This window comes from Streptomyces sp. TAA486 (genome assembly GCF_000426165.1).
The window spans coordinates 1-19,047 of record NZ_AUEV01000018.1 but is presented as its reverse complement, the minus strand read 5'-3'; the positions used below and the strand labels follow the sequence as shown (position 1 = coordinate 19,047).

Genomic DNA, 19,047 nt, shown 5'->3' with positions numbered 1-19,047 from the left:
CACCCCGCGCCTTAGCCTCGCTGACCAGCGGCTGCAGAATCCCGAGCAGAAGGAGGCGACCCCGTTGCTGGACGGCGGCGACGTGGCGGCGAAGACCCGCCCTGTCCCCCCTGTCTCTGCGAGACGGGAGACGCGTCACGCCCCGATACGGCCCGCGGTCGCCGACGAGTGGCACTTACACCTCTCCACTCGAAGCACACAGCCCGATAACGTGCGGGGCACAAGTAACCGGGCCTGCACGCCGTACAGGCAAGGGGAGGACCCGGTTCGTAGACCGACCACCGTCGAGGAGATGGGCGCATGCTGACCAACGAGCGCCTGTGCCGACTGCATTTCACCTCCCGTGACCTCCCGCGCATCCGCATCGAGGTCGAGGAGTGCGCGGCCTCTGCCGGGCTCGCAGAGCCCCGCAGAGGTGAATTCGTGGTCGCCGTCGACGCCGTGGCGACGAACGCCGTCGAACACGCCGGAGGAACGGGGCGGTTGGTGATGCGTCACCTCGCGGGCGAACTGGAGTGCCGCGTCGAGGACTCCGGCCCGGGCTTCTCCGAGGACGTGATCCCCGAACTGGCGCCGGGTGTCGCGGGAGCCACCGCGGGCCGCGGCCTGTGGCTCGCACGCCTCGTCACCGACAGGCTCAGCGTCGAACCGGCCGGCCCGGACTCCGGCGCCGTCGTGACGCTGGCGGTGAAGCTGCCCGGAGGCGGCTGAGACCGGGAAGCGAGGTGCCGTAGCCGGCGTCGTGGGCCCGCGGAGATCCGAAGGACGGACCCTAGGGGTGAGCCCTACGGGTTGTACCGGATCGGCCACAAAGCCGTCCCCAATCTCTCCGGCCCGACATTGCGGCCGTGCGGACAAGGTACGTTCGAAGACGTGGCTGGTTTCAGGATCGGACGCGGCCGGGGTTCCCGGAACGCGCAGCAGCGAGGGCAGTACGGCGGACCGCAGGGACCGGGGCAGGCCGCTCCGGGGCCCGGCCCTGGAGCGTACGGACAGCGTGCGCCCCAGCAGTGGCCCGGAACGGGCCGCGGTCACGGGGAGCCCGAGTACTTCGGTGAGCAGCGCGGCGGGCAGCCGCACCCCGGACAGGGCTACGGCCGAGGACCGGGCCAGGGCGGCAACGGCGGTCCGCAGTTCGGTCCCGGTCCCTACGCCGCAGGCCCCGGGCAGGGACAGGCCGGCCCCGCCGCCGACCCGTATGCGAACTCCGCGGGACACACCCGCTCCTTCACCGTGCCCGACCCGTACGGCCAGGCGGGCGGCTACGACGGCGGCCCCGACTACAGCCGCCCCGCATCGCCCCCCGGTCCTCGCCTCCACTGGAAGGAGCTGCTGAGCGGCATCCTGCTGCGCCCCAGCGCGACCTTCTGGCAGATGCGCGACCACAGCGTGTGGGCCACGGCGATCATCGTCACGTTCCTCTACGGGCTGCTGGCCATATTCGGCCTCGACCAGGCCCGCGAGGAGGTCATCCACGCCACGCTCTCCAGCGCGATCCCGTACGTGCTCAGCACGGGCATCGCGGTGGTGCTCGCCGGCCTCATCCTCGGCTCGGTGACGCACACGCTCGCCCGCCAGTTCGGTGGCGACGGCGCATGGGCGCCGACGGTGGGTCTGTCCATGCTGATCATGTCGCTGACGGACGCGCCGCGGCTGCTCGTCGCGCTCTTCCTCGGCGGCACCGCACCGATCGTCCAGGTGCTCGGCTGGGCGACATGGGTGGCGGCCGGCGCGCTGTTCACCATGATGGTCAGCCGCTCGCACGACATCGCGTGGCCGCGGGCGCTGGGAGCCTCGGCGGTCCAGCTCGTGGCACTGCTGGTGCTGATCAAGCTGGGGACGCTCTAAGGCGTGTCCCGGGGCGGCGGTCCGCCGCCGCCCCTCTCCGGTCCCTCACCGTCCCGCTGCTCACGCCCCTCCCCGCGGGCTGTCCCCTCTCCCCTGTTCGTCGCCGTGGGCGGCGGGTCGCCGGGGTGGAAGCGCTCGTAGTGGGTGGCGGCGATGCGCTGCTCTTGGTGCGTGTTGATCAGGTGCAGCAGCAAAGCCGCCAGCGCGATCAGCACGAGGATGACGCCGACGGTGACGAGGATGTCCAGCATGGTCGCTCCTCTCATGCGGCTCGCGCGGGTACGTGGCATGCCCGCGCGGATACCTCTCCAGGGCGCGGGTGCCCATTTCCCCCGCGAAACACAGCGCCCGTGCCTGTAAGAGGGCCCCTCGCGTCCCACGTCGCACGTGCCGCGACCGCAACTCACCGCTGAAGGCAGGCACTTCACAGAGGGAACGAGCCAGCCGAATTCGCCGGAAACAAAGTATTCTCAGTATTTTCAGCTTCTCCTTGTGGAGGATCGGTCACGGCCGGTCAATGCCGGTCGAGGTCGGTCACGAGACGGGGGTGGCCGAGGCGGGGAGGGGGCGGAGAGATGGCAGAGGTGTTCCTCCGGAGGCTCAGCCGGTGGCAGGCGGACCGGGAACGGGATGCGGTGGCCGACCTGTACGTCGAGGCGTACCGAGGCACGGCCGGCGAAGCCTTCCACGACCGCCAGGAGTATCTGCGCCGCCTCGGCGAGCACGTCCAGCTCGCCGGCTTCGAGCTGGTGATCGCGAGCGCAGGCGGGGCACTGGTCGGCAGCGTCTACGGCTATCGCGCCGAACGCAGCCACCAGTGGTGGCACGGACTCCACTGCCGGCTGCCCGAGGAGATGGCCGAAATCACCGCGGCCGGCCGGGTGTTCGTGATGACCGAGCTGATGGTGCTGCCCTCCTTCCGTCGCCGCGGCATCGCGACGCGCCTCCAGGACCACCTGCTGTCCCCGTCGAGCATCGGCCTCGCCGTCACGCTGATCGACCAGGAGGACGCGCCCGCCCGCGACGCTCTCGGCTCATGGGGCTGGGAGAGCCTCGGGAAGATCACGCCGTCGCCCGACCGCCCGCCACTCGAGGCATGGACCCGGCGTCTTCGCAGGTAGAAGGAGTTGCGCGCGACGCACTGTAGCCCTGATCCGCCGGTAGTAGCCTTGGAAAAAATGGGAGGAAACGCCCATTGAGGCGGCCGTCGGATCCAGTGGCGTCCGGCTGTCGGCCTCGGTCAGATCTCTCCGGGCGACAGAGGGGCGGACACCATGAGGGTCGAACCGAGCACCCCGGGCATGGCACCGCGCATATCCGACGCCCCGGGCGCACCGGGCATCCACATCGCGGGCAGCGCGGACACGGAGCCGAACATGCCGCTCGTGGACCTCTCCGCGCTGAGCGCGCTCCATCTCCCCGTCGAACCGGGCCTGTTGGCGCTGCGACTGAAGTCGGAGCCCTCCCACGACGGGCTGTTCGACGGGGCCTGGTGGCCGCACTCGCGCAACATCCACGCGGAGCTGCCCGGCCTGGTGAGTGTGCTGAGCGAGCATCTCGGACCCGTCGACCGCATCGGCCTGGACGCCGACGCCTGGGACGGGCTCGGGGAGCCGCTCTTCGTCGAAGGCCGGCTCATAGAGATCGACTGGTTTCCCCTCGGGGACGACACGATCATCATCACCCGTGGCACCCTCGACAACTTCTCGCTCCTGGCGATCTCCCCCGACGCGACGGTCGACGAGGCGCATGCCGCGATGACCATGGCCACGCACATCGGCAACACGGAGACGGGTCAGCAGATCCTCGTCGCCACGGGCATAGCCCGCCCGGCCTGGCACGGCTCCCGGGAGTGACCCAGGCGGCAGCTCAGAGCGCTTCCCTGTTCTCCTTGGGCACCTCTCCGGACCTGTGTACCGGAGGTTCCACACTCCACGGGAAGTTGATCCACTGATCCGTACGCCGCCACACGTACTCGCACTTCACCTCGGACTGCGACTTCTCGTAGATCACCGCGCTCCGCACCTCCGCGACGTGCTCCGCGCAGAACTCCTGCACCAACCTCAACGTCCGGCCCGTATCCGCGACATCGTCCGCGATGAGCACCTTCTTCTCGCTCAGATCCACGACGTTGGGCACCGGCGGCAGCATGACGGGCATGTCCAGGGTCTGGCCGACACCCGTGTAGAACTCCACGTTCGTCACATGCAGGTTCTTCACGTCCAGCGCGTAGCCCAGCCCGCCGGCGACGAAGAGACCACCGCGCGCGATCGACAGAATGATGTCAGGGTCGTACCCGTCGTCGGCGACGGCCTGCGCCAACTCCCGTACCGCCTCACCGAACAGCGGATACGTCAGGTTCTCCCGCTCCTCGCCGTTCACGCTCCGGTGCCTCCCTCTCGATCGGACCGGATCAGACCTGCGTCCGGTGGAAGTTCATGTACGAACGCGAGGGCGTCGGCCCCCGCTGACCCTGGTAGCGCGAGCCGTGCCGGGCCGAGCCGTACGGGTGCTCCGCGGGCGACGTCAGCCGGAACATGCACAACTGCCCGATCTTCATCCCCGGCCACAACTTGATGGGCAGCGTCGCAACGTTGGACAGCTCCAGGGTCACGTGACCCGAGAAGCCCGGGTCGATGAAACCCGCGGTCGAATGCGTCAGCAGCCCGAGCCGTCCCAGCGAGCTCTTCCCCTCGAGGCGGGACGCGATGTCGTCCGGCAGCGTGACCACTTCGTACGACGACGCGAGCACGAACTCGCCCGGGTGGAGAATGAAGGGATCGTCGCCCTCGGCCTCGATCAGCCGCGTCAAATCGGGCTGTTCGACGGCGGGGTCGATGTGCGGGTACCGGTGATTCTCGAACACCCGGAAATAGCGGTCCAGTCGGACGTCGATGCTGGAGGGCTGCACCATCGCGGGATCGTACGGATCGATCCGCACCCGGCTCGATTCGATCTCCGCCCGGATGTCCTTGTCAGAGAGAAGCACGGCCAGAGACTACGCGCACGGCAAGGGGCCGGCCCAATCGCACCGGCCCCGGCCTCATGCGGCAGGCGAACCGCCCGCACTGCCCGAACTTGTCTGCGCCGCTCCCCAACCCCGCGCCCGGGCTCTCGCCGTACGGCTACCGCTCGCGGCGACCGGGACGCGGCACGGACGGGGCGCCCGGCACCGGCACCGCCTGCCGCAGACGCGCACACCGCGGACACCGAAGCAACCGCCCCGGCCCGATGCGCCCGCTGCGGAGGTTCTGCATCGGGAACTGCGAGGTACTGAACACATGCCCCTCGGCACACTGAACGACGGTGGCCTCCATCGCTCTCCTCTCCCCAAGTACGTGGTCGACGAAAGCCACATTAGGGGATCAAACTGACAGCCCTCCGGGCGGCTCCCCTCCACCCACGCTACGCCCCAACTCCCTTGCCCCGACGGCCCCCACCCCGTCCCGGAGCAGCAAAAAGACCCCTCAGCCTGTGCGGCGGGGGTCGGTGATGCGGTAGAGTGTCCGGCGTTGAAGCCGATGATCGCACGGCTCCTCGCGGGTGTAGTTTAATGGTAGAACATGAGCTTCCCAAGCTCAGAGCGCGGGTTCGATTCCCGTCACCCGCTCCACGACGAAGGCCCAGGTCACAGACCCGGGCCTTGTTTGTTGTGCAGGCTGTTCCAATGGTTCTAAGCGTCGCGTGCCAGATCCGTGCCAGAACGCTTGGCCGCCGGCGCTTCGTCGTCCCTCCCCCGCTGGGCCCGTACGCGGGCGTCGATGCTGTCGGCCAGCTCGCGCTGATGAGTGAGCGAGGAGTGCTGATAGATCAGCGCCGCGCGAACAGACGACTGTCCCATCCGGACCATGAGGTCCTTCAGCTTCGCTCCGGTGTCGGCGGCGAGGGTGTTTCCGGTGTGACGAAGATCGTAGAAGCGGAAGCCTTCCGAGAGGCCAGCCTTCGTACGGGCCTTCCGCCACTTCGGCCGAAGGTCGAGCGCCGGAAAGGTGCACCCTTTTCGCCGACGAACAGCAGTCCGTCCGTCTCCTTTTCAGCGAACCATTCGATGTGCCGCTTCAGGTCGGTGTGGATGAACGCGGGCAGGATCAGCGTGCGCTTCCCCGCCGTCGACTTCGGCTCGCCGGTGACCCGCCGTCCGGTTGTCAGCTCCGGTGAGGCGAGGGAGATACGGAGCGTTCCGGCGTCCAGGTCGACGTCACCGCGGCGCAGCTCGGCCAGCTCCTCCGGGCGGAGCGTGGCAAAGGCGCCGAGGAGAACCATTCAGCCGCCAGCGCGGACCCTGGGCGTCGGCTATCGCGTAGACCTGCTCGACCGTTGCGACCGGCCGTTCCGGTGCCTTCTCCTGCCCGGCACCTTTGATGCGGCAGGGGTTCCGGCGGATCAGCTCATCGTCGACGGCCGTTTCGAGGATGGCCTTCAGCAGCCGATACGCCTTCGCCACGGTGGTCGGTGCGTCGGTCTCCTCCAGTCGCTCCGTCCGCCAGGTGCGTACACGAGGCGCGGTGATCTGGTCGACGTCCAGCGCTCCGAAGAACGGCACCAGGTGCAGACGGAGAAGCCGGCGGTAGAGCTCCGCTGTTGTCGGACGCAGACCGCGCTCGACGACCCATTGCCGTGCGTACGTTTCGAAGTTGACCGCTCCCGCATCCGGGTCCTGCCAGTCGCCGCGCGTGAAGTCCGCTTCGGTCTGGGAGAGCCAGACTTCGGCGTCCGCCTTGGTCTCGAAGGTCCGATCAGCCGGACGCATCAGCCCGTCCGGGCCGGGATAGCGCGCCTGCCAGCGACCCGAGGGCAGCTTGCGGACAGCTCCGAACCGGCGACGTTTCCCGCTCTTGTTGGCCATCAGGCAGCCGCCTTCCGGGAGCGGGCACGACGCGGACGCATCGGCTGAACGGTTCTCTCCTCGATGTACGCGGCCAGGGCGCTCTCTGGGATGCGCACGTGGCGGCCGACCTTGACGAAGGTGATGCGCCGCTCGGCGATCAGCCGGCGCGGGAACCGGGCTGTTGTGCCGAGGAGTTCGGCGACCTGGTCAACGCTGAGGTATCGGTCCGTCATCGTGCGACCTCTCCTTCCGTGCTGGTGGCGGTCGGTGTGCCGGGGTCGGCAAGCGACGCGGACAGCCATTGCTCGATCGGATCGAGCCCGGTTCCGACGAAGGACCAGTGCGCGAGGACGAGCGTCGTCTCTTCACGGGAGCCGTTGTTGTCCACGGGCTGTGGATCGTTTTCGCCGCGTGCCATGGCGGCTTGGAGACGGCGCCACTCGGCGCGAGCGTTGCGGAGTGCGCCGAGGGTGGTGGAGTAGCGCCGGGTCTTGGTGGAGAAGTGGCCGCGGAAGCCGAGCATGTGAGCCCAGGCACGCAGCCGCAGGTGAGCCAGGTCCTTACGCGCACCGAGGGCCCAGGCGGTGCGGATCATCCGCTCGGCGTGCGGACTGATGTCGAGCTGGGCCAGCTCCGCGACGAACCTCAGACGGCGGTCCAGCGTTCCTGTGGCCGTCTCGGCCCCCTTGGTGGCGTACTTGGCGAAGTACGCGGCCACCGCGCGGTCAGTAAGTTCCTGGCCGCCGTCGAAGTCGGGTCCGTGGATGGTGCGTACGTCGAGCTGGCGGCCGAAGGTGACGGAGTGCGCGCGCTCGTCGACGACGGGGCCGGCCAATCTGGCTTTCCCCGCAGCCGCCTTGATGGCGTCGGTTAGCAGCTCGGCGGTTGCCCAGGCCGGAGGCGAACTGTCCCCGCCGGTCGGCCCGTCGAGACGCACGACGGCATGGAAGTGGACGGCGCCTCGCTTCTGGTACTCGGCGACCTTGGCGAAGGAGACGCGGGCGAAGTGCCGGAAGGCCCGCTGAGTGAGTCCCGCCCGCTTGGCGACCTCACGGCGCAGGTAGATCGTGAAGCGCCGCCAGAGCATCCCGGCGTGCGCGTTCCACAGAACAGCGGCTTCGTAGTCGTAGGAGTCGGGATCGAGTGGCGTGCCGAGTACGGCGTCGTCCTGGTCGTGACGCCTGCCGCACCGGCAAGGACGTACTGAACCACCAGGCCCAGTAGGCCGGTTGTGCACCGGTCCGAAGCTCGGGGCAGTGAACGTCGCGAAGACCCTCGGATGCGAGGTGACCGTCTCGGGTGTGCCTTTGCCGCCGCGGAGACCGGCAGTGATCAGGTGGAAGGTGTCCCGGCGGTAGGTCTCCGCGCAGGCTGCACAGCGGGTCGTACGGCGGTTGCCGCATCGCACCAGGAGGTGACCGGCGGGCATGTCCTGTGAGTTGAGGCGGTGCAGCACAGCGCCGATCTCACCCGTCGCGGTGTCGACACGGTGTTCGGTCCGTTGCCCGGCGAGGCGTACGGGGTTGGTGCAGCCGCCGAGCGTGGAGAGCTGGCGGAGGATACCGGGCAGGTCCCCGTTTGAGGCGAGCGTCCCGAGTTCCTTGAGTGGAGTCGGGCTCTTGCGGGTGATGATGGTCTTCTCCTTTCGGCTTCGGCTGGAAGGGGTCGGGCTGCCGGGGCGGTGGATGCTTGGCGGTATCGAGACCGCCCCGGTAGCCGCTCAGCGGCCGTGCTGTGCGCCCAGGAGCGAGCGCAGGACGACGGCAGCGACGGCCACGGAGATGGCCGAGACCGCAACGGCGGTCAGGAGCGCGGTCAGGACAACGCCGCCCAGGAGCACGAGGCCGATGGCGCCAGTGCTGACGGACGGCAGAGACCGACGGGGAGCCGGCACGACCGGGGTCGACGCGTGATGCGTGATGACCGAGGCCGGGGCGACGGGCGTCCCGGACGGCGCCGGAAACTGCGGCGCGTCGGGCAGTTGAGGACGGAAGAGCATGGCGGTTCTCCTCTCAGTCGTGGGTGCCGTTGATGACCTGGACTCCGTTGCGGGCGCCGGAGTCGATCGCTGGAGCAAGGAAGGTGTCGACCAGGTAGAAGCCGAAGAGGGCAATCACGACGACGAGCCATATGCGGACGCCGAGGAACTTCACGGCTCCCCAGGCGATGAGGCCGAGGACGAGGACCAGGGGCAGGCTGACGGTCACGGGACGAGGCTCCTTTCAGCGGACGGGGCAGCGGTGCGTGCGGGCGGCGAGTTCAGCGGCGGCGCGAGAGTCGTAGTCGGCGGAGAAGCCACAGCGCGGCGCAGTGCAAGCGGCGGTGTGCTTCTCTCGCCCGCGGTGGTCGTGTGCGGTGCCGACCTGGACGGGGCCAACGCGGGTCACTCGGCGGAAACGGCGGTTTAAGGACACGGCGAGTTCTCCTGTCTGGTCAGGTGAGTTGGGCAGCGATCCGGTCGGCCAGCGGTGCAGGGACACCGAGGCGAGCGCGGAGGGTCGCGGTGTCGATCGGGGAACCGGTACGGGCCTGGTGTGCGTCGGCGACCTTCCGGGCGTGCGCGACGAGCGCGGCCGGTACGGGCGGCGCAGACGGCGCAAGGTCGGAGCTGATCGAGGTCGGCTCATCCGAGACCGCACGCTCGACCGGGACCGTCGGCTTCTTCTCTGGGGCCTCGGTGTGCTCCGAACGCTCAGTTGCCGCAGGCTCGTTGGAGCCGTGGGCGAGGCCTGTCCAGATCGTTTGTACAGCGGCGCGCTCCATCTGGACAGGGGAGGGCAGGCCCGTTCCACTGACGTGCGGGTCGACGGCAGACGGGATGGCAGCAGGGCGGCGCCCTGGTTCCTGCCGGGGCCGGAAAGGCTGCGTCGAACGGGGCTTATCGAGTTAGCAAGACTGCTGGCACGGTTCGGAAGCCGGTAGACCCTGGTTGGGCACGTGAGACATGAGCACATCTCGATGGAGACAGCGCGGTACGTGGTTCTGGTTCTCTTCGCCGATCTACCGGTCGAAGGAACGGCGCGCTGACGCTGGCCAGGTGGGCGGCGCCTCATACTCGCATACTCAATATTCTGACACAGGGTCAATTAATCCGACCTGCATGCATTGACCGTGGCGAGGCCATCCGCAAAACTTTGACAGAAGGAGCAGGTTACTCCTGCTTTCCGTCCTAAAGGAAAGGCAAGACATGCGCAAGCTCGCGGCGTCAGGGATCGCAACCCTCGTCATCCTCGGCGGGGCGGCGGTTTCCCAGTCCACGGCATCTGCGGCACCCGCATCGAGTCAAGCAGCTTCATCGTGCGCCTCGGTGACACGTGAGGCAAAGACATTCCTTCGACATCACGGCGTTGCGACAAAGACCAACAACACACGAGTTATCAAAGAGCGTCTGGCACGCTGGCAGCACAATCACGGGCCCTCCCCCAAAGCGTCAGAATTGATGAACAAGCTCAACTTCTGCTGATTGCGAGTTTAGACTCGGGTCCCGGCCCGGGGTGCGCACACCGGATAGGACCCGATAGGCCGCTCACTGGAATGTGCCTCCGACTGGAGCGAGAACACGGATCCACTCCTCATTGTCGCTGGTCAGAGCTCGGAGGCACTTTCCGCCGAGCTGCCCCCCATCGGACAAAGCACTTCATGAAAGCGCGAGGCAAGCAATTCGGCAGACGTTCGCAGTCGGTACATCAGCGAAGTACAGCAACCACCTTGACCGTAGGCACGCTTCAGGGCCTTCAAGTAGCCGGGTCGATGACCTGTGCAGACCTCAGCGACCGCCCCGCCTCAAGTTCGCAACGAGAGGCCGGCGGAACGCAGGTTCGGGTCGTCGTGGGGCCGTGCGAGGCAGCCCAACGGTGACAGACAACGACAGAGGCCCACAGCCAACTCGCAGGTCAGGCTGTGGGCCTCTTGTTGACCCGCAGGTCAGAGAGCTGGCGCATCACTTCTTCGACTTCTGATCAACGCTGCCGCCGACCTTGACTCGCCCATTGAGACTCCACCGACCGACGCATGACGCCCCCATAATCGCTGCCTAGAGGCGAGGTGATGCAAAAATCGTTCCACGCTCGTGCTTCAGTTGGGTGATAAGCAGACTCGCAGCGCCCAATACCCCGAACGCATAGTGCTTGAGGTCATCTCGCTCCTGAATTCTGTGCCGGTCCACATTCGAACAAGAAGCAGCGAAGCCTCTCCCCAGCTGATGCCAACCCTCTCTTTCCCCAGAAGTCCTGCCGAGGGTCAAGACTCCATTTTCAGGCTTGAGAACCTGAGTCATGAGATTTACTCCGAAACTGTCATGCCCCAAACCACCCCAGAGACGCAAACGATCTTCAACGTAGGTGGCAGCGAGTGACGCTACAGCCGACCAGTCTTCTACGTCTATTGCGTGCTGCACGCGCGCTCTAAGACCCTCGTCTATCGCATATACGAATTCCTTCTCCACTCCTCGACCATGCGCGAGATCCAACTCCAAGATGGCGTTACTTAGAATCCCCACCGACTGAGACGCGTTCTCCCTTCGATAAACCGTATAGCTACTGGATTTCGCCATTTCTGGCCAGATGGATCCGAACTCTTCGACAAGCGGATGGTCGCTCCCAAAGAAACGACGTAGCGCGAATTCAGCCGTCCGGTGCCACGCATGCCATTTATACCAACGCCCTTCGGTCCCCGGGTTAATGCGCATTTGGTCGATTTCATCGCGCAGATTCCTCAGGATCCGCTTCTTCCTCCACTTAATCACGGAGGAAGAGTAGTCCAACCATGGGCTAAGCGCAGTAAGTCGTACGAGGCTTGATGTGGCAGGGTTTGGACTCAGTGGATTCCAGATGGTGACTGGCGTCGCACCGCTCCGGCATGGGGCTCTCTAGTTGATCTGCGACACGGGTACGGCTATGCCGAAGCCCAGAGAACTCATTTGAGTCAATGCTGTTATTCGGTAGCCCGAGAGCCTCGCCCTTGCCGGGCTTGACCACGGCTGGTCCCCTCCACAACGGGTCGACGCTGTGGGGCTGACTTCTCGCCGCCCGACGCCAGGCATCCGAAGTATCGCTCGGCCGGCCGCTTGCCTCCACCCTCGGCCAGGGCCAAGGGGTCGGGTCACCTTCCCTGGAGTGCTCGTGCCCCTGTGCCCGTCGCGTGCCCGTAGAGTCGGTAAACCACGGTCACCGGCGGTCTGTTGGGGACCCTGCCAGACGACCCGTACGTGCAGCCTGCTGCGTCAGAGCGCCAACTACTCGCCCAGACACTGTGATTCCCAAGCTCAGAGCGCGGGTTCGATTCCCGTCACCCGCTCCATAGAAAAAGGCCCAGCTCAGGGACAGTGTCTCCAAGCTGGGGCTTCCTGTTGTCTAGACCGATTCAGGCACCCTGCACCACCTCCGCACCACCTGAGTGATCTTCAGGTTAGTAGCGTGAGTCACCTGACGGGAGTCCTCTCGCCCCCTCCCGATCCACCCCGCTCAGATCCGCCCCGCTCAGATCCGCTCCGCGCAGGTCCGCATCGCGCAGGTCCACGAAGGCCAGATCCGCGTCGCTCAGCTTCGCCCCGCGCAGATCTGCCCCACTCAGATCCGCCCCACCCAGATCCGCCCGGCGCAGGTCCGCATCGCGCAGGTCCACGTTGCGCAGACCCGCCCCACGCAGAACCGCGTCAAGCAGATCTGCGTCGCGTAGATCCGCCCCGCGCAGAACCGCCCCGCCCAGAACCGCGTCGCGCAGAACTGCCCCACGCAAGTACGTGTCATGCAGGTCGACCTGCGCCCGCCAGTCAGGCTCGCTCGCTCCCAGCGCGCGGGCAGCGGCGAGGACGTCTTCTTCCGCGGAGGCCTCTTCGTCTTGCGACCCCCCATGTTTCGAGGCCTCACTGTGGGTGCGAACGTAGGCAGAGAGCACATTTACGACGGTAGGCTGATCATCCGGTGAATCCGTCATGATGCGTTGTAGCGCGTAAATGCCTCCCAGTCGCACATCTACGCTCTTGTCATCGTCGAGTTGGGAGACGGCCGTGGTGAACCTGTCAGCGGTCTGCCCTTGACGGTCGGTCTCCTGGCCTTGCTGTGCGATATCGAGTTCGCGGGTCCGGCTCTTGAGCTCATTCTGTGTCTGGTAGCTGGAGATTCCTGTGAACAGCAGCGCCGCGACGGCTGCCGCCCCGGTGAGTGCCGTCCCCCAGGAGTTGAGGCGTTGGTGCCTGTCGGAGCCCGCCGAATCAGACTGGTTTCGAGCGTCCGGGCCCGCTGTGCGGAGAGGGCGGCGAACCTTTGGCGCGCGTCCTATTCGCTCTCCGCTACCCGTACGGCGTGTCGTCTGCCGTGGAGTCACCCGTTCCCCCTTGCCCCCTGAGCACCCCTACAGGTGCAGCATCGGACGAACATAGCGAACAGACACAAGCCGGGGGTTTCAACGGACCAGTCTCCCTCGCCGGGAGTGGTCGCGTTCGTTGTCTGGCTCGCTGCCTCAACCCCCGCACGTCCAGAGGGTACCGACGCCATAAGGGCTCACTACGCTAGTTCGAGTCTCGCCTCATGCCAGCAAGAGGGCCCAGCTCAGAGGCAGTTCTCCTGGGCTGGGCCCTAACCCGGGTCAGGCACCTCGCACACCTCCCGCACCACCTTGAGCCTGGAAGGCCGGCAGGAGGGTTTGCCCGGATCATCGTGTCCTCTTGGCACGGTTCTGTGCCACCCGGTGCCGTCCTCGCGCAAGAGAGCACGCCACTGCACGAGAGGTGCGCTCTTCGGCTACCGCCTTGCAGGAGGGAATCCTGTGAATTTCAGTCGACGCGGCTGTGGCCAGCTGCAGGTTCCGCCACATTGGGGGGATGGCGGATCTACTGAGGTTGAACTCGTGGTGTCGTCTGCGACTCAGGGGCTGATGGTGAGGCCAGTTTCGGTGAGGCAGCCGTCGATGAGCCGGGGGCGGTACTGGATGTGGCGTAAGCCGTGGCGGATGCGCTGGATGAGGTGTTCCGGTGTGTTGAAGGCGACGTTGGACAGCCAGCCGCGCCGCAGCAGTGACCGGATCCCTTCCACCGGGTTGAGGTCGGGTGCGTAGGGCGGTAGGTAGTAGATGGTCAGCCAGTCCCGTGGGGCGGCGAACTCCCGTAAGCCGGCGGCTTTGTGGAAAGGTCACGGCCGGCCCGTCGTTCGCAGGGCCTCCGCGGTAACCGCCAAGTGATGGGAAGTGGCCCAGGCACGCCACTCCGCTCCGCCACCGGCCTTCGCCCGCTGTCCCCGTGCGCACATGGCCAACTCCGCGTCTCCCCACGAAGTAGCCTCCCCGCGGGCAGGCCAATACTCCGAGCGCAGAAGTTCCCGCGCGATCACGAAAAAGTCATCATTACCCGGAAGCGCCTGAGGGGCGACGTAGACCTGCCAGTCCTCGCCGACCGTGTACCGAATGTTGGGGATGCTGCCACGGCCACGTCGCGGCGCGACCGGATGCGTTACGCCGTAATCGCCGAAGTGCGGTGGCATGCCGTCCGTAGAGTTCACCACCTTGCGCCACAACGCAGCGTCCCACCGGTGCATCCGGTTGGGAATTCCTCGCGCCAGCTTCCGAAGAGTCTTGGGAAAGGCCCCTGCAGCCAAAACCACGTTGCGCCACGTGGCCTGCCGCGCCCATCGCAACGCGTCCAGCATTGGCGGGAGCGCGTCAGTCACCGCGTCATCCCCGGACACGTGGCCGGCATCCAGCACCAAGTCCACCTGCTCAGGGGCCAGATGCACGGCACGCAAGGCCGTGCGCACCTCACGCGACACCGTGGGAGACCCGACCGGAACAAGGAGGACATCGACGCGGAGCACCGCTCCTCGCCCGTGAGCGCGCTGAACGTCACGCACCTCGGTCAGCACTCCGGGCGGGTCATACGGTCGGAAGACCGGGATCAGGGCGAGGAGCCAGGCTCCGAACGCCTCGCTGAGCCAGTGCATCGGGCGTCCAGTCCAGACGCCGCCGACCACACCGTGATGCCATAGGCCGCCACAGTCCACGGCGATATCCAGCCCTTGCGGCAGCTGGCCCCAAGCGTTCTTGCGGAAGGTCTCCATGACATCCCGCAGTCGCTCGTCATCGACGACTTCCATGATCGGATGAACTTCGGCCTGCACGCCGGGCTCCATCTGCCCGAGCGCGGTGAATTCGCCTCGTTTGCCTTTCAGGATCGGTACATACGCCATCACTGCCCCTAGGAGCCACGCACGCCCGCCCTCGTCGGAGGGATTGACTTGAGGTTGCCTGCCGACACATGGGACGGACAGGACGCGATTCAGACTTCCGACCGAGAATACGCAGTTATGGCTGAGGTACCATAACCATATGGCTTTGAAGAAGACGACCGTCATGGTCGACGAAGAAGACCTCGCGCTGATCAAGGAGGCGGCTGCTCGGGAGGGACGCTCGGAGTCGGAGTACTTCCGGGAGGCGTTCCACCTCGCGGCCCTGCGCACCCGTCGCTGGGATGAGGACTGGGACATCCCGAGCGTGGACTTCGGCGGATCGGTCACTGCCGAGGAGATCGATCGAGCGGTCTCGGACGGCGTGGCGGACGCCGAGTGATCGTCGTCGGAGACACCTCCGGCCTGGTGGCCGCACTGAACACCTCGGATCCTGAATACGGAGCCGCTCGGACCGCCATGCGTCAGGCAGCACTCATCGTGGTATCACCGTTGGTGATTTTGGAGATCGAACACATCACCACGCGCAACGTCGACCGCAAGGCCGCATACGCGGTGAACGACTGGGTGCTGAGTCAAGAGCGAACCGGACGCTTTGCCATTCCCGAGTTGTCCGCCGGCACACTTCGCAAGGCCCGTAAGGTCCAGAACCACTACGCGGCCCTGCGGCTCGATCTGACCGATTGCTTTGAACGTCGTTCTGGCCGAGGCGTACGACACCGAGATCATCCTGACCCTCGACCGCCGGGACTTCAGAGCCGTCACCCCTCTCACCGGCGATCACGCTTTTCGGCTTCTGCCGGACGACCTGTAGAACCACCTGGGCGACCGTGCCAGAACGGCCGGACAGCCACGGTCACTCCGGTCGCGCGTGGGCCAGTACCAGGCCGCACACAGCCTTCATGAGTGCAGGTCAGCCCTCGATCTGGCTCCAGCGGCACGGTGATACCCAAGCTCAGAGCGCGGGTTCGATTCCCGTCACCCGCTCCAGCGCAAAGCCCCAGGCCAGAGGCCCGGGGCTTGTTTGTTGTCTAGACCGCGCTAAGCGTCTTGCACCAGATCCGCACCAGAAGGCGCGTCGCCGTCCTTCTGCGCCGCCTTCTTTCACTCAGCGCGTACCCGCGCGTCGATCCCGCCGGCGACCTCCCGCTGCCGCTCCGAGTTCGATCTTCGAGTGCTGATAGATCAACGCGGCCCGCTCGGAGGACTGGCCCGCACGGACCATCGTGTCCTTGAGGGTGGCCCCGCGCTGCGTCGAGAGGGTGTGTCCGGGGACGTCCCCCACAAGGTCAACGCACCTGAGTCCGCACGTCGTTGCTCTTGCCGGATTACTTCGGCACGAAGAGACCGTGGGTTCAGAACCCGCCACCCCGACAGAGGAGGCACCATTTCCGTTCGTCGCTGCCGGGAGTCGACCGATCTTGCACCTATGCCTGCCCGCTTTGGTTCCTGCGGGCGCGGCCTCGCTCCCGATGCTTGCGTCAGCAGTTGAGTGCCCCCGGCTGGGGCTCAGTGTCGAAGCGATGCAGTGACCGGCCGGCCATCCCCGCCATCGCCCGCTGCGTCCTTGTCGGCCTGTGCGCGCCGGGTGAAGGCCCAGCAGATGAAGAATCCGGTCGGCACGCTCAGAATGCTCGGCGAGGTCAGCGGCCACATGCTCCAGTCTGCGTACGGGAAGACCGCGTGGGTGGTGCCCGAGACCAAGGGGGAGAAGAAGATCAGGACCAGGTTGATCACGGTGGTCACCAGGACGCAGTACTTGATTGCCGCGGCCGGGATCGACCGCTTGCCCAGGCTGAACACAAGCAGCGGCAGCAGCGTCGACACCGTCTCCGTGTAGGTGAGGACCAGCCAGAACTGCGGGCTCACGTCGATGGTCAGCGCCGCTATCAGGATCGAGAAGACACCCAGGCCCACCATGGCCAGCCGGGCCCGCACCGCTCCTCCGTCGCGGCGGGCGTCTGGTTGCACCTCGGCGCCGCCTCCGCGGCCCAAGTCGTGCACGATCGACGCGGATCCGGACAGCAGCAACACTGAGGCGGAGGCGAGAATCGTGAGGAAGACGGCGCACATGATGAAGAACATGAGCTTGCCCACGTCGCCTGTCTCGCTGCCGTCCAGGGCCGTGGCGAGCAATGCCAGGTTCACACCGCCGAACGGCCCCTCCTGGGCCAGCTCCTCGCGCCCGACCAGGGCAGCGATGCCGAAGCCGAGGAACACGGCGGTGGAGACGAGGAAGCACAGAGCGGCCGCCCCCACACCGGCCGCCTTACGGGCTCTGCGTGCATCCGGTGCTCCGGCCAGGCGTACGACGATGTGCGGCAGGAAGGCCGCACCGAGCAGCACGCAGCCGGCGTAGGCGAGGAGGTCCAGGTGCCCGGCGACGCCCCCTCCGAAGAGGCCGCCGATGCCGAGATAAGCCCCTGTGCCCCCCTGCTGCCGCTCGGCGGCCTCCAACAGAGTGCCGATGTCACCGTCGAAGCGCAGCACCACCATGACCGCCATTACCGGGGCAATCAGCAGGAAGGAAGCGGCCGTGCCGATCTGGTGCATGGTCGCACCGCGGGCCGCGCCGATCGCGGCACAGGCGAGGATCAATCCGCCGGCAAGTATGACAACCAGCCGCCGGGAGAACGGATCGCTCAGCCCGATCAGTTGGGCGGCATGGCCGAGCGGCTGGAGTTGCCCGATGAGCAGGGGTACGACAGCCACCAGGCACGCGGCCCCCACCCAGCGCTTGGCGGGCCGGTGTGACAGGTGGCGGGTGACCATCTCGCCGAAGGTCCGGCCTCTGGCCGCGGGCAGTCTGCCGGCCAGCCAGCGCCGCATCAGCACGGGAGACGCAGCCGCGCACAACAAGAGGATGACTCCGTCGACACCACTGAAGGCGACGGTGCCGAGCAGGTAGAGCACGGCGGCGGTGGGCATGACTTCGCTGGCGACGGCCAAGCCTGTGGGCACGGTGCCGAGTTGTTTGCCCTCGCGGAAGAATCCGTCGCCGCTGCGCAGATCCGGGCTGACCCACATGGCCAGGAACAGGCAGGCGGCGATGAACAGCATGAACAGGCTCACGGCGAGGAAGCGTGGCTCGAGGAAGTCACTCATATGCCGAACAGCCTGCTCGGTGAGGGGAGTTCATCTTGGTTGCTCCGGTGATGAGCACGGGCCCCGCGGGGCGCCCGTGCGTTCGCGGTCTCGGCGTGGCTTGTCGGTGTTACCGGAGGTTATCTGATGACTCGTGAGTTTGGTTTCCCCTTGCGTCGCCCTCTTGGGGGCTTGTGGGTGTGGCCACGGAGATCGGGTCTGTGTTGTGAGGATGTAACGGACAAGATGGCGGACTGGGAGGTGAGTTGACCGTCCGCAGCTCGATCAGTCCGTGCCCCGCGTGGTGCCGTTGGTCAGTGCCGCCTGGGACGATGCGGATGGCCTCGTCGGTGTCGATGCCGACGCCGGCGATGACGGTGGCGTATTCGGCGGCGCGGCGTGCCCGTTCGCGTCCCTGCCCGCCGGCTGCGGAGACGAACGAGCCGGCCGGTCCGCGAGGCTCGATCAGCCCTGCTTCCTCCAGCTCCCGGTAGGCCCGGCCGACGGTGCTGACGGCCAGGCCGCGGATGGTCGACAACTGGTCCCCACGGCCAGTGTGTGGTCCTGGATCTGCCGGGCGGGCTGGGCGCGGAGCTGCTCGAACGGCGGGACGGGGGAGGTCGAATCGATGACGATCATCGGTTCACCGGGGTGCCAGTGGTGTTCCGCGCCGCCGTGCCGCCAGCCCGGTCAACACAGTGATCAGGGCGAGGGAGACGGCGCTCAGGGCGACGAAGACGCACCAGGCAGCGACCCACCAGCCAGGCGCGGTGTCGAACACCGAGGCGGCCGGCAAGCACCACACCACGGTTGGCGTGGTGACGTCGCGGGCGTCCTCGACACGCATGATGCGGTCGGCGGTCAGTGAGACCTCGTCGTCGGCCACGACCGGGTGCGTCAGAACATGGCGCAGCTGGACAACCGTACCGACCGTGGCCCCGCACAGCCCGATGAGCAGGACGAATGCTCCGTACCGCGCGGTGGGACCCTCTGCTGTCAGGGCGCCGACTCCCAGCACCATCGCACCCACGAACGTGGCAACCGCGAACACGGCACGCGGCAGGCCGAGCACGGTGCGCCAGCCGGGCCGGATCGGGTGTGCCGCCCGTCGCG

At 66.9% G+C, this 19,047-nt stretch carries 21 protein-coding genes, 1 tRNA gene and 5 pseudogenes; 9 read left to right on the top strand and 18 right to left on the bottom strand.

All coding sequences use genetic code 11. The features are described 5' to 3' along the window. Positions 1–300: 300 nt before the first annotated feature. The gene (locus I004_RS0123500) at positions 301–711 is read left to right on the top strand and encodes an ATP-binding protein (protein WP_028437513.1); all 411 of its coding nucleotides are present in this window, start codon (positions 301–303) and stop codon (positions 709–711) included. Between the two features lie 162 nt (positions 712–873). Continuing rightward, positions 874–1,848, top strand: a complete 975-nt coding sequence (locus I004_RS0123495; protein WP_028437512.1) for a Yip1 family protein — start codon at positions 874–876, stop codon at positions 1,846–1,848. Here the strand turns inward: I004_RS0123495 and I004_RS35625 are convergent. Then, entirely contained in the window at positions 1,845–2,099 is a 255-nt protein-coding gene (locus tag I004_RS35625) for a hypothetical protein (RefSeq protein ID WP_037977504.1), read from the bottom strand. The two genes, I004_RS0123495 and I004_RS35625, sit on opposite strands and share 4 nt — an antisense overlap. A gap of 324 nt (positions 2,100–2,423) precedes the next feature. Between I004_RS35625 and I004_RS0123485 the strand changes: the two genes are divergently transcribed. Both I004_RS0123485 and I004_RS0123480 read left to right on the top strand, forming a co-directional pair. Further along, positions 2,424–2,969 (top strand): GNAT family N-acetyltransferase, encoded by a 546-nt coding sequence (locus I004_RS0123485; protein WP_028437511.1) that lies wholly within the window; start codon positions 2,424–2,426, stop codon positions 2,967–2,969. Between the two features lie 153 nt (positions 2,970–3,122). Then, positions 3,123–3,704, top strand: coding sequence for a DUF5994 family protein (locus I004_RS0123480; RefSeq protein ID WP_158677078.1), 582 nt, complete (start codon positions 3,123–3,125; stop codon positions 3,702–3,704). Positions 3,705–3,717: 13 nt separating this feature from the next. Here I004_RS0123480 and I004_RS0123475 read toward each other — a convergent pair whose 3' ends face one another. From I004_RS0123475 to I004_RS40490, 3 genes are all read right to left on the bottom strand, one after another. Further along, a complete protein-coding gene (locus I004_RS0123475) occupies positions 3,718–4,230 on the bottom strand; it encodes a phosphoribosyltransferase (RefSeq protein ID WP_028437509.1) in 513 nt (170 codons plus the stop codon). Between the two features lie 31 nt (positions 4,231–4,261). Next, the gene (dcd, locus tag I004_RS0123470; RefSeq protein WP_028437508.1) at positions 4,262–4,837 is read right to left on the bottom strand and encodes a dCTP deaminase; all 576 of its coding nucleotides are present in this window, start codon (positions 4,835–4,837) and stop codon (positions 4,262–4,264) included. A gap of 136 nt (positions 4,838–4,973) precedes the next feature. Continuing rightward, entirely contained in the window at positions 4,974–5,165 is a 192-nt protein-coding gene (locus tag I004_RS40490) for a hypothetical protein (RefSeq protein WP_078511718.1), read from the bottom strand. Positions 5,166–5,387: 222 nt separating this feature from the next. Between I004_RS40490 and I004_RS0123465 the strand changes: the two genes are divergently transcribed. Further along, positions 5,388–5,461: transfer RNA gene (locus I004_RS0123465), tRNA-Gly, on the top strand. A 60-nt stretch (positions 5,462–5,521) separates the two neighbouring features. On the opposite strand, the pseudogene I004_RS35620 reads toward I004_RS0123465, so the two are convergent. From I004_RS35620 to I004_RS38430, 7 genes and pseudogenes are all read right to left on the bottom strand, one after another. After that, positions 5,522–6,694 (bottom strand): annotated as a pseudogene (locus tag I004_RS35620) (tyrosine-type recombinase/integrase). Beyond that, positions 6,694–6,909, bottom strand: a complete 216-nt coding sequence (locus I004_RS0123450; RefSeq protein WP_028437507.1) for a helix-turn-helix domain-containing protein — start codon at positions 6,907–6,909, stop codon at positions 6,694–6,696. The pseudogene I004_RS35620 and the gene I004_RS0123450 overlap by 1 nt, the downstream one beginning before the upstream one ends. Beyond that, positions 6,906–8,246 (bottom strand): replication initiator, encoded by a 1,341-nt coding sequence (locus I004_RS35615; protein ID WP_037977503.1) that lies wholly within the window; start codon positions 8,244–8,246, stop codon positions 6,906–6,908. The genes I004_RS0123450 and I004_RS35615 overlap by 4 nt, the downstream gene beginning before the upstream one ends. Positions 8,247–8,396: 150 nt before the next feature. Then, complete coding sequence (locus I004_RS0123440; protein WP_028437506.1) at positions 8,397–8,675, bottom strand: hypothetical protein; 279 nt, start codon at positions 8,673–8,675, stop codon at positions 8,397–8,399. Positions 8,676–8,688: 13 nt separating this feature from the next. Continuing rightward, entirely contained in the window at positions 8,689–8,883 is a 195-nt protein-coding gene (locus I004_RS0123435; RefSeq protein ID WP_028437505.1) for a hypothetical protein, read from the bottom strand. 15 nt (positions 8,884–8,898) lie between these two features. Next, positions 8,899–9,090, bottom strand: a complete 192-nt coding sequence (locus tag I004_RS38435; RefSeq protein ID WP_078511716.1) for a mobile element transfer protein — start codon at positions 9,088–9,090, stop codon at positions 8,899–8,901. A gap of 19 nt (positions 9,091–9,109) precedes the next feature. Next, positions 9,110–9,274 (bottom strand): annotated as a pseudogene (locus I004_RS38430) (DUF2637 domain-containing protein); the annotation flags it as partial. 589 nt (positions 9,275–9,863) lie between these two features. Between I004_RS38430 and I004_RS39605 the strand changes: the two are divergent. Beyond that, on the top strand, positions 9,864–10,139 hold the full coding sequence (locus I004_RS39605) for a hypothetical protein (RefSeq protein ID WP_158677077.1): 276 nt from the start codon (positions 9,864–9,866) through the stop codon (positions 10,137–10,139). 570 nt (positions 10,140–10,709) lie between these two features. On the opposite strand, the gene I004_RS38425 is transcribed toward I004_RS39605, so the two are convergent. From I004_RS38425 to I004_RS35600, 4 genes and pseudogenes are all read right to left on the bottom strand, one after another. Beyond that, positions 10,710–11,420, bottom strand: coding sequence for a TIGR02391 family protein (locus I004_RS38425; RefSeq protein ID WP_158677076.1), 711 nt, complete (start codon positions 11,418–11,420; stop codon positions 10,710–10,712). Positions 11,421–12,082: 662 nt separating this feature from the next. Beyond that, complete coding sequence (locus tag I004_RS35605) at positions 12,083–12,571, bottom strand: pentapeptide repeat-containing protein (protein ID WP_051345353.1); 489 nt, start codon at positions 12,569–12,571, stop codon at positions 12,083–12,085. Positions 12,572–13,539: 968 nt separating this feature from the next. After that, a pseudogene (locus tag I004_RS0123420) lies at positions 13,540–13,797 on the bottom strand (transposase); the annotation flags it as partial. A gap of 6 nt (positions 13,798–13,803) precedes the next feature. Next, positions 13,804–14,853, bottom strand: a complete 1,050-nt coding sequence (locus I004_RS35600) for a beta family protein (RefSeq protein ID WP_037977502.1) — start codon at positions 14,851–14,853, stop codon at positions 13,804–13,806. Between the two features lie 139 nt (positions 14,854–14,992). Here I004_RS35600 and I004_RS0123410 point away from each other — a divergent pair, with 139 nt between their 5' ends. From I004_RS0123410 to I004_RS40480, 3 genes and pseudogenes are all read left to right on the top strand, one after another. Further along, positions 14,993–15,232 carry a ribbon-helix-helix protein, CopG family gene (locus I004_RS0123410; protein ID WP_028437503.1) on the top strand — a complete coding sequence of 80 codons (240 nt, stop codon included), beginning with the start codon at positions 14,993–14,995 and terminating at the stop codon, positions 15,230–15,232. After that, positions 15,229–15,480 (top strand): annotated as a pseudogene (locus tag I004_RS40485) (PIN domain-containing protein); the annotation flags it as partial. The gene I004_RS0123410 and the pseudogene I004_RS40485, both read left to right, overlap by 4 nt. 58 nt (positions 15,481–15,538) lie before the next feature. Beyond that, on the top strand, positions 15,539–15,664 hold the full coding sequence (locus I004_RS40480) for a hypothetical protein (protein ID WP_486580191.1): 126 nt from the start codon (positions 15,539–15,541) through the stop codon (positions 15,662–15,664). 227 nt (positions 15,665–15,891) lie between these two features. Here I004_RS40480 and I004_RS39155 read toward each other — a convergent pair. The 3 genes and pseudogenes from I004_RS39155 to I004_RS35585 form a co-directional block, all read right to left on the bottom strand. Then, positions 15,892–16,120, bottom strand: a pseudogene (locus I004_RS39155) (tyrosine-type recombinase/integrase); the annotation flags it as partial. A 239-nt stretch (positions 16,121–16,359) separates the two neighbouring features. Further along, on the bottom strand, positions 16,360–17,955 hold the full coding sequence (locus I004_RS0123395) for a sodium:solute symporter family transporter (RefSeq protein WP_028437502.1): 1,596 nt from the start codon (positions 17,953–17,955) through the stop codon (positions 16,360–16,362). Positions 17,956–18,577: 622 nt separating this feature from the next. Further along, the coding region (locus I004_RS35585; RefSeq protein ID WP_037977500.1) for a hypothetical protein at positions 18,578–19,047 on the bottom strand (470 nt) is incomplete at its 5' end.